Origin of the sequence: Candidatus Solincola tengchongensis (assembly GCF_015711935.1) — a bacterium.
Classification (GTDB): domain Bacteria; phylum Actinomycetota; class Geothermincolia; order Geothermincolales; family RBG-13-55-18; genus Solincola_A; species Solincola_A tengchongensis.
This window is the reverse complement of the sequence record NZ_JACVJJ010000107.1, coordinates 61,140-74,547: the sequence shown is the minus strand read 5'-3', so window position 1 is coordinate 74,547 and position 13,408 is coordinate 61,140. Positions and strand designations below refer to the sequence as shown.

Genomic DNA, 13,408 nt, shown 5'->3' with positions numbered 1-13,408 from the left:
TCGCCCCGTGGCCTTTACCTGGAAATAATATCCAGAGCCATCTTCTCCACCTGGTCCTTGGTGAAGGGTTTCTCCAGGTAGTCGTCCACTCCTTCCCTCTTCGCCTGGGCTATCGTCTGGGGTGACGAGTAGGCGGTCATGAGGATTATCTTGATGCCGGGGAACTCGCTCTTCACGATGCGGGCCAGCTCTATGCCGTCTATCTTGGGCATGCGGATGTCGGCCAGGATCACGTCGGGCGGGTTCTTCCTCACCATCTCCACCGCCTCCGCACCGTCGCTGGCCTCCTCGACGCGAAAACCGGCCCGCTCCAGCCACCTGGAGACGAGGTGGCGGACGCCCTCGTTGTCGTCCACGATGAGAAGTTTGGCTTCAGGCTTGGTATCCATTGCTGACCCCTCGGGTCGGGAGTTTGAGGGTGAAGACCGTTCCTCCGTCCTGTCGTGAGCGTACATCTATAGCTCCCCCGCTGTCCAGAAGTATCTTCTGCACGATGGACAGCCCCAGCCCGGTGCCCCCTTCCTTGGTGGTGAAGAAGGGGTCGAAGATGGAGGGGAGGATGTCCGCGGGAATGCCGCAGCCGGTGTCCTCCACGGTCATCTGCACGAACCCGTTTCCCGTGTCCCTGGCCCGCACCGTGACCGTGCCGCCTTCGGGCATGGCGTGGAAGGCGTTCTCCAGGAGGTTGAAGAGCACGTGGCGGAGGTTGTCCCTGGTGAGCATGACCGGGGGCAGGCCCTCGGGCAGCTCCGGGACCACCGCCACGTCTTCCCTCCCGCTGGAGCGGAGGAAGTCGGCGATCAGAGAGGGCACCTCCTCGTGCAGCCGGACGGATATCCCCTCCGCCGCCGGGAAGGAGGAGCGGCTGAAGGTGAGCATGCCGGAGATCCACTGGTTGCTGAGGGCCGCCTCCCTCCGGATCATGGCCAGCAGGCGCTTCTTCTCGGGGTCCTCTTCTTCCTCCTCCAGCTCGTCGGCCAGGCCTATGATGGCGAAGAGGGGGTTCTTGACCTCGTGCGCGATCTTGGCCGCCATCTGCCCCAGGATGGACAGGTGGTCCTGCTGCCGCAGCCTCCGTTCCATCTCCTTGACCTCGGTGACGTCCATGAAGACCACGGCGGCCCCCATCATCTCGCCCTTGGCCCGGTGCAAGGGGAAGGCGTTGAAGTTCAGGGTCATGCGCCTCCCCCCCGGGCCCTCTATGACCAGCTCATGGTGGCGGAATATGCGGCCTTCCTCCATGCACAGGCGGAGGATGGGCTGGAGGTAAGACAGGGAGCGGAACTTCTCGCGCTCCTTCACCATGTCCCGGTAGTTTATCCCCAGCACCTCCTTGGCTTGCAGGCCCAGCATCTCCGAAGCCTCGCGGTTGAAGTAGATCACATCCCCTTCCGCATTGACCACCAGCACCCCGGCCAGCATCTCCTGGATGAAATGTTCCGTATATTCCTGGGTATCCGCCAGCCACTCCAGGGTCTTCTGGCTCTTCTTGTAGAGCTCCACGTTGATCATGGCCACGGCGAGCTCGTGTCCCAGGCTGTTGAGAAGGGAGACCTCTTCCGGCTTGTACTCGTGTTCCTCGCAGGTGGCGGTGACCGCAAGCCCCACGACTTGCCCTTTGGCCTTGAGGGGCATGATCACCTGGGAACGCGGACTCCTCCCCTCGCTGTAGGTCTCCGCGGCCCGGGGATCCTGGGGGAGGTTGTCGCGGATGGCCATCCTACCGGTGAGGAAGGCCCTGCCTACCGCTCCCCTGCCCACGGGTATCTTCAGTCCCTGTACCGCCTCCTCGCGGAATCCGCGGTGGGAGAGCACCTGGAGGTGTTTGCCCTCCTCGTCGGGGACCAGCACGACCCCGATGCTCGAGTTGGTGAGAGCCAGCATGACCCCCAGGATGTTCTCCACGAGCTCCTTGAGGTCCAGGGTGGAGCTTACGGCGCTCACCGCGTCGGCGAGGATGCCGAAACGCAGGTTGAGGTCGGTTATCTCCTCTATGTATTGCTTGTTCTGTTCCCGGTAGCGCCACCAGTCCCAGGCCAGGAAGACGCAGAGGCCCACCAGGCAAGCCCCGAGAGCGCCACCGACCAGATAGCGGTACGGCGGGCTGATCGCCGCGGCCACCGCCATCATCCCGGCGGCGAGCACGGCGGCCACCGCCGCCATGAGGACCGGTAAATATCTCTCCGGCCGGCGGTTCTCCCGGCCGCCGTCCGGAGCTCTCTGGTCTTCCTTTTTCATCTCCTACCCCCGGATGGCCCACCAGGCAAGCCCCGAGAGCGCCACCGACCAGATAGCGGTACGGCGGGCTGATCGCTGCGGCCACCGCCATCATCCCGGCGGCGAGCACGGCGGCCACCGCCGCCATGAGGACCGGTAAATATCTCTCCGGCCGGCGGTTCTCCCGGCCGCCGTCCGGAGCTCTCTGGTTTTCCTTTTTCATCTCCTACCCCCGGATGTCCAAATCTCTTTATCGGCAGCTGGGCCTCCATCCTTTGAGGGTAGGGATGGGCACGGAACCCTTACCTTCCGCCTGACCGCCCCGGCACCCCGCGTGGTACGGAGTGCGTCCGTGTATCATGACCCGGAGGCGCGGTCCGTCCGCCCTCCGTCTCGTCCCGGACACCGGATATAGGCCACGGTACGCTCCGGATATTCACGCCACCCGCCTTGGCCACGTCCCCTCCCGCCCCATGGCGGACATACGCGTGTACCCGGCGGACTCAGAGGTGATTGCCTATTTTTTCCAGCATCTCCTCGGGCTGCAGGGAGGAGAGGTGGTAATACGCGGCCCCCATAGCCTCGGCTATGCGCCGGGCCTGTGTTGCGGCCAGCCTTCCCAGACGGAAGCCGGGGTTGGAGGTGTCCAGGACCACGCTTTGCAGGCCCTCGGAACGGATCTTTTCCGCGATGGCCAGGCTTTCCTTCCAGGGGTCCTCGGAGGCCAGCCCCACGTTGCCGTGCCCGTCGGTTATGAGCACCAGGAGAGGGACCATGTCGGGATCACGGCGCAGTTCACGGCGGGCCACCGTGAGCCCCATGGCCAGGCCGTGGTTCAGGGGCGTCGCTCCCCCGGTGGCCAGGTCGCGGATGCGCAGGTTGGCCAGGTGGACGCTGGAGGTGGGATTGAGTACCAGATGGGCTTTGCGGTCCCGGAAGGTTATCAGGCCCACCCGGTCTCTCTTCTGGTAGGCATCCACAAGGAGGCGTTGCACCACCTTCTTGGTGGCCTCTATGCGCTCCCGGCATCCCATGGAGGCGCTGGCGTCCAGGATGAAAAGGATCAGGTTGCCCACCTTCCGCTTGCGTATGGAGGCGCGCAGGTCCTCGCCGCGGATGTTGAACGGTTCGCCGCTCGTCGCCGTCCTTCCCGCCGCGGCGCGCAGGGTGGCCTCTACGGCCAGGTTGCCGGTCCCCAGGTTCTCGTCCGGTCGGGGCAGGCGGTGTCCCACTTTCTTGCCGTTTCCCGCCTCCGTGACCGCCGTGCTCCTTTTTCCGTTTCCCGTCCTCACGGCTCCCGCCACCAGGGACTGGAGGGGAGGGACCTCCGGGTCCGGGGAGGAGGCCGAAGAGGCCCTTTCCATCTCCTGTTCCCGGGCGGGGGCAAGCGGGCCCTCTCCCGGGCAGGCTACCGTAAGGCCCGTCTCCTCCGGAATGGAGGCGTCCTGCAGGGGCAGCTCCAGGGATCTTCCGCCCCGCCGGATGAGGCGGTCCAGGCGCTCCAAGTCCTTGAGTTGATCGTCGAAGGGGGTGCGGCGCAGGCGGTGGAGGAGGGCCATCTCCGCGGCCTCCCTAACGTGAGCTTGCTCCACTCTACCCTTGCCCTCCAGGGCGGCTATGGCCCGCGCCGCCTGTAAGGTGGCGATGTCCGCCCTGTGGCCGCATACCCCCAGTTCCACGCAGATACGGGCGATGAGCTCCATGAGCTCGTCCGGGACGGTCACCGACGAGAGGTTTTCCCGCGCCTCGATTATCCTCCGGCGAAGCTCCTCCTGCCGGGGCTGAAAACGGGCGCGGAGGAGATGGGGGTCCTCGAGGAAGAGGCAGCGCAGGCGCATGATCTCCATGCGCCGGGCGACGTCCTTTTCCGCACCGACCTCCACGCACAGGCCGAAGCGGTCCTCGAGCTGGGGCCGCAGCTCGCCCTCCTCAGGGTTCATGGTCCCCACCATGATGAACCGGGAGGGGTGGGTGAAGGAGACCCCCTCCCGCTCCACCACGTTCACCCCCATGGCGGCCACGTCCAGGAGGAGGTCCACCAGATGGTCCTCGAGCAGGTTGACCTCGTCAACGTAGAGGACGGCGCGGTTGGCGGCGGCCAGTATGCCGGGCTCGAAGTCCTTCACCCCCTCCCGCATGGCTTTTTCCAGGTCCAGGGTGCCCACAAGGCGGTCTTCGCTGGCGTTGAGGGGAAGGGTCACGAAGCGCATGGGCCTCCTGGCCACGGGGAGCGGCTCGCCCCGCCTCCAGCGGGAGAGGCAGGAGGAACACATCTCCTCCTCGTCATGCGGGTTGCAGGAGAAGGGGCAGTCGGCGACCACCTCCATCTCCGGGAGGAGCTCAGCCAGGGCCCGGGCGGCCGTGGATTTTCCGGTCCCGCGCTCCCCTCTGACCAGGAGCCCCCCGATGCTGGGGTCCACGGAGATGACCAGCAGGGCGAGCTTAAGTCGCTCCTGCCCTACGATGGCCGTGAAGGGAAAGAGGGCGCGATCCTCCGTCATGCCGACTTCCTTTCCTCTGCTACAATATATAGAATTAAAAATGCAAATTCAATACTATATGTTGTATTGGTCGGTTATCGCCTGCCTTTCGGTTCCCAAGAGGCGGGAATCGGAAGCAAGGGTGTTCTCGCTCTTCCCTCGAGGGGCACGGGTTAAACAGCCCCCCGCCATTGCCGATAACTTCACTGGCGGAAGTTCGGCAGGTTCCGGTTTTGGCCCTTGAAGAGGGCTGGCTCGGTTCCTGGAGAGGAGGTAGTTCGATGGAGATAGCGGTGTCCCGACATGGCGAAGGGGGCGAGATCGCCGTGGTCAGGGTCTCCGGGGTGGTGGACTCCGAGACCGTGGAGGCTTTCGGCGAGACGCTGGAAAGGGTGATGGAAGAGGGGTGCTATAACCTGGTCCTGGACATCGAGGGTCTTACCTACATAAACACGGCGGGCCTGAGCATCATCGCCGACGCGTTCAAGAAATGCTCCCAGAACCGCGGCAGCCTCAAGATCCTGCGGGCGGCCGAGCCCATACGGGAGCTCCTGGACGTGGTGCGCTTCACCAAGATCATCGATATGTTCGAGGATGAAGGGGAGGCACTGGCGAGTTTCAAGTGAGCGCTCGAATGCCAGGCGAGGAAGATGGGAAGGTCCACGGAGGGCGCGAGTCCCCAGTGGAGAGAGGGGCCGGATTTCGCCTGGGCAGATTCTCGAACCCCGCTCTGAGCCTTGAGGACCGGCTGGACCGCGTCTTGGACCAGGCCATGGAGCTTCTGGAGGCGGAAAGGGGTAGCATCATGCTCCTCGAGGAGGATTCCGGGGAGCTGGTGGTGAGGGCGGCCCGTGGCCTGGACGGGGAGCGGGACATCCGTGTCCCTCTGGGTCAGGGCATATCCGGGTGGGTGGCGGAGAGCGGTGAACCCCTCGTCCTCCAGGACGCGGTGGCCGACCGGCGTTTTCAGGGCACCGACCCTTCGGTGAGGAGCGCTCTGGCCGTTCCGCTGCGGGCAGGCGACAGGATCATCGGAGTCCTCAACGTCTCCAACCGCACCAGGACCCGCCGATTCAACCGCCGGGACTTGGAGCACCTGCTCTCCTTCGCGGATATGGCCGCCGTGGCCATCGAGAACGCGCGACTCTACCGGGAACTGAAGCGGGAACAGGAACAGGTGGGAAAGGAGCTGCGCCTGGCGAGCCGCATACAGCGTTCCATCATCTCCACCCATGTGCCCTGCGCCTCGGTGCGCATGGTCTCACGGCTGATGCCCGCCTCGGCGGTGGGGGGCGACTTCTTCAGCGTCATACCCCTGGCCCGGGACTCGCGATTCTGCTTCTACTGTTCCCCGGAGACGCAGGACAGGTGCCAGAAACTGCGCACCGAGTTCTGCCCCCAGAAGTTCGGGTTGATGATCGGCGACGTGGCCAACAAGGGCCTCCCGGCCGCCTTGATCATGTCCGTTCTCACCACCGTGCTCTACGAACTGGGCAGGCATCATATCTCCCCGCGTACCATACTGGACGAGACCAACACCGCCTTCCGCCGCTTCTTCTCCGAGTCGCAGTACGGGTTCGCCACTCTCTTTTACGCTTTCTACGACAACAACGACAACACGCTGACCTATGCCAGGGCGGGGCATGAGCCTCCCCTGCTGTGGAGGAAGGAGGGCGGGAGGATCGAGGTGCTGGAGGGGGAAGGCTTTCCGGTGGGCCTCATGGACGACGGGGGATACCAGGAGCGGACGGTCAGGTTGAAAAGGGGTGACCGGTTACTCCTCTACACCGACGGACTTACCGGGGCGCTCAACGCGCGGGGCGAGGTATTGGGGAGGAAAAAACTGGTAAGACTTATGCTGGAGCACGGCGGCGAGGACATCGAGAACTTCCTGGACGCCCTGGTGGACGAGATAATGCTCTTCGCGGGCGATGCCCCACAACCCGACGACATCGCCCTCATGGTACTCGAGCTGGAAGAGCTCTACGACCTGACCATGACCGTGGGAACGGATGTCCGCCAGATCAGATACGTCATCGACAGCGTGCTCGAGACCCTACGCGGTTTCGAGGGCCTCAGCGACCCCCTCATCCTCCGGCTCTGCCTCGAGGAGCTCCTGCATAACGCCATGGAGCACGGCAACCGGTGCGACCGGACGAAAAAAGTCTATATAACCGTAAAGGCGGAACCCAAGCGGGCGGTGATCAGGGTGAGGGACGAGGGGGAGGGCTTCGACCACCGCAAGCTGGCCTCGAGGGCGGAGGAACCTCCCGGTGTCCTCTCAGAACGGGGGAGGGGCCTGATGATCGTGAGGCATTATGCCGACGAGCTCAGGTTCAACCGGGAGGGGAACGAGGTCACCCTGGTCTTCACGGCACGCCGGAGGGGGAGGCGGGGTTAGGCCGCGACCCGGAAACGGTAGAGCCGTGCTCGTCCGGGATTCGCTGCGCTCGAAGGCGCGGGAGGGTTTCCCCCGTTCCATGGTAGAGGGCGTCAACCTCGGCTTGAAATGCGGCAAAACGCTGTGATTTCCGCGCTCCGGCGATCACCTGATTTCCGATACCGTTGAAGGGTATGTTATCATTTTCACTGAATTGTTATTGGGAGGTTGTTGTTTGATGAAGAGCCCGGAGATGGAAAATACAGGGATTAGGAGGAAGCACGCGCTGAAAGGGGCGTATCGCGCGACGGCCTTGCTCCTGGCCGCCGTGATGTTTCTCCTAACCGCCGCGGTCTCGCCGGCCGACCCGGTACAGGACAAGAGGCGGGAACTGGAGCGGATAAAGGAGGAAGTCCAGCGCATAGACGCCAGGCTGGAGACGGTGGTCGAGCAGTACAATTTGACCAATTACCGCGTACAGCAGACCAGGGCGGCCATAGCGGAGAAGGAGAGGCGCCTGGCGGCGCTGACCGCGGAGATGGAGAGAAGGAAGGACATCCTGGGACAGCGGGTCAGGGAACTCTACAAATCGGGGAACGCTGACATCCTGGAGGTCCTCACCGAGTGCCGGACAGTGGACGACCTCTATACCAACCTGGACCGGGCCAGGCGCATCAGCGGGAACGACGTGGATATCCTGGTCTCCCTCATCTCCTCCCGTCAGGAGGTTGAGGCCGCCAGGGCAGAGCTGGAAACGCACCGCGCGGCCCTGGACGCGGAGATGGCCCGGCTGGCGGACCAGAAGAGACAGATAGAAGCCGACCTGCAGAGGAGAAAAGAGCTCCTGGCCGGCGTGGAGGCGGAGGTCAACCGCCTGATCGCCGAGGAGGAAGCCCGGAGGGCGGCGGTCAACGTGGCCCGACCGACGGTCACAACCCGTCCCCGCACCCCCCCGCCGCCGGCTCCTCCCTACGCTCCGGACGTGGTCAAAGTAGCATATGCTCAACTTGGAAAACCTTACCGTTACGCGGCGGCCGGCCCCGACGCCTTCGATTGCTCGGGATTGGTGATGTACTGCTACGCACAGGTGGGCATAAGGCTGCCGCACAGTTCCTACATGCAGGCCCGCTGCGGCGTGCCCGTATCCTACTCGGAGCTGCAACCCGGGGACCTTGTATTCTTCCACGGTTACGGACACGTGGGGCTGTACATCGGGAACGGGCAGTATATCCACGCACCCCGCACGGGGGACGTGGTGCGCATCGCCGACCTGGGCAGGAGAAGGGATTTCTGCGGGGCGGTGCGCATCACCAGGTGAGCCCTAAGGGGCGGGCAGGCTTGTTGGCGAGCCACGTTGCGGAGTCTGACCGCTCGTCGTCTTGACGGGGTGTAGCGTACCAGGTCCCGGGAGATTGCATGGACGCCGGTGACGTCCGCCGGTGGCGGAGGACTTGGTGGCGCTGGCGGCTTCGCCGCGCCGATACCGGGAGGAATAGACGGCACGGGGGGTAATAAGATGAGTCGCACGGCCGTATTTTACGATCCCCTTTACCTGGAACACGACTCCGGTCTGGGGCACCCGGAAAGGGCGGAACGGCTGGAAAGGGCCATGGAGCTGATGGAGAGCACGCGCCTGGTGGACAAGGTGCGCGTGCTCTCTCCGCGGGACGCCACCGTGGAGGAGATCGAGCTGGTCCACCCGAGAGCTTACATCGACAGCGTGAAGAGGGTGGCCGATTCCGGTGGAGGGTGGCTGGACCCCGATACCCACGTGGGCACGCGCTCCTACGAGGCCGCCCTGCGTTCGGCGGGCGCGGCCCTGGACGGGCTGGAGCGCATCTTCTCCGGCGAGATCGACAACGCTTTCTGCCTGGCCCGCCCGCCGGGCCACCACGCCACCGCCACCCGGGGCATGGGGTTCTGCCTCTTCAACAACAATGCCGTGGCGGCCAGGTTCGCCATGGAAAGATTTGGCATATCGAGGGTTTTCATCCTGGATTGGGACGCCCATCACGGCAACGGCATCCAGGACATCTTCTACCGGGACGACCGGGTGCTCTACGTATCCCTTCACCAGTACCCGCATTATCCCGGCACTGGGAGCTACAGGGAGATGGGGGAGGGGAAGGGAGAGGGCTACACGGTGAACTTCCCACTGCCGGCGCGTACCGGCGAGGAGGTCTATCTGCAGGCCTTCGACAGGGTGATAGTCCCCCTGGCCCTCCGCTACCAGCCGGAACTGGTGCTGGTTTCCGCGGGCTACGACGGCCACTTCAGCGACCCCCTATGTTCCATGCTCCTCAAGTCCACTTCATACGCGGAGATGGCCGAAAGACTGAAGAGGCTGGCCGGGGAGGTGTGCGGCGGCAGGATGCTGGTCTGCCTGGAGGGCGGGTACAACCTCACCGCTGTGGCCAGGTCCATCGTCAACACCGTCGCCGTGCTCGCCGGAGACGAGCTGCGCGTGGAGGACGAGGAGGTCACGGGAAGAGGGCTGCCCGCCTCCGAGCGGGGCTTGGAAGTGGTGGAGGCCGTGCTGGGGGCCGTCCGCCCTTACTGGAAGATATAACCAACAATCAGACCGGCGGAAAGGCCGGCAAGCGAATCTCCCCGCCTGCCGTTGAGGGCTCGGTCTGTGCTATCATGAATTCGTTGGAGGGCGGCCGAGAGGCACGGTTGGGCGAGAAAAGGGCGAGGGATGGAGATGGATATCCAGACGCTTCTGCAGTACATGGTGGAGAAGCAGGCTTCCGACCTGCACATCAAGGCCGGAGGCCCGCCTTATTTCCGCATCGACGGCCAGCTGGTCAAATCGGACTTCCCGCGCCTCTCTCCCACGGATACCGTGGAGGCCGCCTACGCCCTGATGAACGAGAAGCAGGCCAAGAAGTTCGCCGAGCGCAACGAAGTGGACTTCGCATACAGCATCGCCGGCCTGGGCAGGTTCAGGGCCAACATCTTCAAGCAGAGAGGCACGGTGGGCATCGCCATACGCCGCGTGCTCACGACTTCGGTGCCCTCCTTCGAGGAGCTGGGACTTCCTCCCGTGCTGAGGCGCCTGGCCATGGAGAGAAGGGGGATGATACTGGTCACCGGCCCTGCCGGAGCGGGCAAGACCACCACCCTGGCGGCGATCATCGATTACATCAACAGCAACGAGCAGCTGAACATCATCACCATCGAGGACCCCATCGAGGTCCTGCACGTGGACAAGAAGAGCATCATCCACCAGAGGGAGATCGGGACGGACACCGAGAGCTACGCCGACGCCCTGAAGTACATCACCCGCCAGGACCCCGACGTCATACTCATTGGAGAGATGCGCGACCCGGAGACGGTGACCGCGGCCATGAACGTGGCCATGACCGGGCACCTGGTGCTCTCCACCTTCCACACCATCGACACCACGGAGACCGTGAACCGGATAATCGACTTCTTCCCCCCGCAGCAGCAGAAGCAGATCCGCCTCACCCTGGCCAGCGTCCTCAAGGGGGTCATCTCCCAGCGCCTCCTTCCTCTCAAGGATCACAGCGGGAGGGTGCCCGCGGTGGAGGTGCTGGTCATGACCGGACGCATGGCCGAGGCCCTGATAAACGAGGAGCCCACCACCGTGCTCCGGGAGATCATAGCCGAGGGCGAGTTCTACGGGATGCAGACCTTCGACCAGTCCCTGGTGGATCTCTACCGCTATGGTCTGGTGGACTTCAAGACCGCCCTGTCGGCGGCCACCAACCCCCATGATTTCGCCCTGGCGGTGAAGCAGCTGGGCCTGGAGGTGGAGGAAGACCTCCTGAGCAAGTGATGAACCTCTGGCCCCGCAACCACCTCCTCCCCCGTTCGAGGCCGTTGCGCGGGCGGCCGTTGAGCGGGAAAGCGCTCCTCACGTTCTCGGTCCTCGCCGTGCTGGCCCTCCTCTGCGCCGGGGCATCGAGGAGAAGCCGTCGTAGCGACGCTGCCGGGTTATCCCCACTTCCCTGGAAAGAGTCGAGCGCGGCGGAGATATTCGGGGCAAGGCCATGAGGATCGTCATCCTGGGCGCCGCGGGCCGGGCGGGAAGGGCGGTGCTCGCCGCCCTCTTCCCGCTTTCCGGGGTGGAGGCGGTCTTCCTGGCCGACGGGGACGTCGAGGCCCTCACCAGGATGGCCTCGCAACCCGCTCCCTTCCCGTTGCACATGCGATACCTGGAGGCCGCGGATCACCGTTGCCTGCGCGAACGCCTCTCCGAGGCCGACCTGGCGTTGGGATGCCTGGGCCCCTTCCACCTTCACGAGGCCGGTGTCTTCCAGGCTGCTCTGGAAGCGGGGTGCGACTACCTCTCCCTCTGCGACGACGCCCAGGCCACAGCGGAACTCCTGTCCCGCCGGGAGGAGGCCGCGGGCCGCGGTTTGCGGGTGCTCCTCGGCTGCGGGATGGCCCCCGGGCTCTCCAACCTCCTGGCGCTCCGGGCCGCTTCCCGGCTGGATCGGGTGGACCGACTGCGCTTCTTTTGGCGCCTGGATGGGTTGTCGGCCTTGGGATGGGCCACCATCCGGCACCTAGCTCGTTCCTTATCCGGAAAAGCCGCGGTCATCCGGGACGGCCGGGAAGAGCGGGTGAGGGCCGGAGGATGGGCGGAGGCGGTGGACTTCCCGCCACCCGCGGGGCCCGGCATCGCGGCTTACATGCACAGGCCGGAGCCGTTCACCCTCACCCGCGCCGTCGAAGGAGTGAGGGAGTCCTTCTTCAAGGGGGGGTTGAGCGGCAGGGGGGAGGATTTCCTCCTTCAGGTCATTTCCCGGCTGGGGGAGGAGGGATACGCGGAGTTGTTGCTCGATCTCCTGAAGTTGGCTGCGGGAAAGGCCATGGCTTCGAAGAAGGAGAGGCCGTGCCCCTCCTTTCTCCGGGTCACGGCGGAGGGCTTTCGCGGCAAGAGGCCGTATCGCGTGCACCTGGCCGCCGCCGGCGATTATTACCGGGTCACCGGCGCCGTGGCCGCCGCTGCCGTCGCGTGGCTGCGGCTCGCCGACCCCCCTCCGGGGGTCTACACCCCGGAAGAGGCTATGGACCCTGGAAGTTCGCTCCCCTTCCTGGAGGCCTCGGGGGCCCGGTTCTTCATGGCCGAGGAGGCCTCCCCATGAAAAGACGGTCCCCGGGCCGTTTTCGCGCCTATGGAGGAGGCGAGATGCCCGGAACGCGGTTACCGTGCGTCGCGGGTCCTGTTATAATCTTTTTCTTGAGCGCCGGGAGATTCGGTAGTAGGACGCGAGGAGTGTTGTATTGAAGATTTTGGTAACCGGCGGCGCGGGATTCATCGGATCCCACCTGTGCGAACGCCTGGTGGAGGAGGGGCACGAGGTCTGGTGCTTTCTTGAGCGCCGGGAGATTCGGTAGTAGGACGCGAGGAGTGTTGTATTGAAGATTTTGGTAACCGGCGGCGCGGGATTCATCGGATCCCACCTATGCGAACGCCTGGTGGAGGAGGGGCACGAGGTCTGGTGCTTGGACAACCTGTGCACCGGGAGCCTGGAGAACCTGAAGGGACTCAAGGAGCACCCCCGCTTCCGGTTCATACTGGCCGACGTGGCCGAACCCCTGACCCTCGAGGTTGACGCCGTGGCTCACCTGGCAAGCCCTGCCAGCCCGGTCGACTATCAGCGGCTGCCGGTCGAGACCATGATGGCCAATTCCGTGGGCACCTACCAGGCTCTCGAGGTGGCGAGGAAGAACGGCGCCCGCTTTCTCCTGGCTTCCACCTCCGAGGTGTACGGCGACCCCCTGAAGGTTCCTCAGGACGAGGAATACACGGGGAACGTCAACCCGGTGGGGCCGAGGGCCTGCTACGACGAGTCCAAGCGGTTCGCCGAGGCGCTCACCTCGACTTACCGGCGTCTTTACGGGACGGAGACGGTCATTTTGCGCATCTTCAACACCTACGGCCCGCGAATGCGGCGGGAGGACGGGAGGGTCGTTCCCAATTTCATCCAGCAGGCCCTGGCCGGCGAGCCCATTACCGTCTACGGGGACGGCTCCCAGACCCGGAGCTTCTGCTATGTGGACGACCTGGTGGAGGGGATATGTCTGGCCCTGCGCAGCGAGCGCGCCGTGGGGGAAGTCATCAACCTGGGCAACGACCGGGAGATGACCGTGCTGGAGCTGGCGCATCGCATAAGGGAGATGCTGGGCTCCGCTTCGCGGATAACCTTCATGCCCCTCCCCAGGGACGATCCGCGCAGGAGGAAACCCGACCTCACCCGGGCGCGGGAGCTTCTGGGATGGGAACCTTCGACCGCCCTGGAGGAAGGGCTGCGCCGCACGGTCGAATGGTTCCAGAAGTGACGAGCGGAGGGAGACG

9 protein-coding genes and 1 pseudogene are annotated in these 13,408 nt (G+C 64.7%); 7 read left to right on the top strand and 3 right to left on the bottom strand.

Annotation, left to right across the window (positions count from 1 at the left end):
• Positions 1-14: 14 nt before the first annotated feature.
• The 3 genes from H7007_RS10920 to H7007_RS10910 all read right to left on the bottom strand — a co-directional run bounded on the left by H7007_RS10920 (position 15) and on the right by H7007_RS10910 (position 4,718).
• A complete protein-coding gene (locus H7007_RS10920) occupies positions 15-389 on the bottom strand; it encodes a response regulator (protein ID WP_287155303.1) in 375 nt (124 codons plus the stop codon).
• Positions 373-2,238 (bottom strand): ATP-binding protein, encoded by a 1,866-nt coding sequence (locus tag H7007_RS10915; protein ID WP_287155302.1) that lies wholly within the window; start codon positions 2,236-2,238, stop codon positions 373-375. The genes H7007_RS10920 and H7007_RS10915 overlap by 17 nt, the downstream gene beginning before the upstream one ends.
• Positions 2,239-2,720: 482 nt before the next feature.
• Positions 2,721-4,718: a magnesium chelatase subunit D family protein gene (locus tag H7007_RS10910; RefSeq protein WP_287155301.1), complete on the bottom strand. Its 1,998-nt coding sequence runs from the start codon at positions 4,716-4,718 to the stop codon at positions 2,721-2,723.
• 260 nt (positions 4,719-4,978) lie between these two features.
• Here H7007_RS10910 and H7007_RS10905 point away from each other — a divergent pair, with 260 nt between their 5' ends.
• The 7 genes and pseudogenes from H7007_RS10905 (at position 4,979) to H7007_RS10870 (ending at position 13,392) form a co-directional block, all read left to right on the top strand.
• Positions 4,979-5,323 carry an STAS domain-containing protein gene (locus H7007_RS10905; protein ID WP_287155300.1) on the top strand — a complete coding sequence of 115 codons (345 nt, stop codon included), beginning with the start codon at positions 4,979-4,981 and terminating at the stop codon, positions 5,321-5,323.
• Positions 5,324-5,331: 8 nt separating this feature from the next.
• Complete coding sequence (locus tag H7007_RS10900; RefSeq protein WP_287155298.1) at positions 5,332-7,098, top strand: ATP-binding SpoIIE family protein phosphatase; 1,767 nt, start codon at positions 5,332-5,334, stop codon at positions 7,096-7,098.
• Between the two features lie 217 nt (positions 7,099-7,315).
• Entirely contained in the window at positions 7,316-8,395 is a 1,080-nt protein-coding gene (locus H7007_RS10895; RefSeq protein ID WP_287155297.1) for a C40 family peptidase, read from the top strand.
• Between the two features lie 198 nt (positions 8,396-8,593).
• A complete protein-coding gene (locus H7007_RS10890; protein WP_287155296.1) occupies positions 8,594-9,646 on the top strand; it encodes a histone deacetylase family protein in 1,053 nt (350 codons plus the stop codon).
• A gap of 129 nt (positions 9,647-9,775) precedes the next feature.
• Positions 9,776-10,879 (top strand): type IV pilus twitching motility protein PilT, encoded by a 1,104-nt coding sequence (locus H7007_RS10885; RefSeq protein ID WP_287155295.1) that lies wholly within the window; start codon positions 9,776-9,778, stop codon positions 10,877-10,879.
• A gap of 214 nt (positions 10,880-11,093) precedes the next feature.
• Positions 11,094-12,194: a saccharopine dehydrogenase family protein gene (locus H7007_RS10880; RefSeq protein ID WP_287155294.1), complete on the top strand. Its 1,101-nt coding sequence runs from the start codon at positions 11,094-11,096 to the stop codon at positions 12,192-12,194.
• Between the two features lie 139 nt (positions 12,195-12,333).
• Positions 12,334-13,392: pseudogene (locus H7007_RS10870) on the top strand (UDP-glucuronic acid decarboxylase family protein).
• Positions 13,393-13,408: the final 16 nt, after the last annotated feature.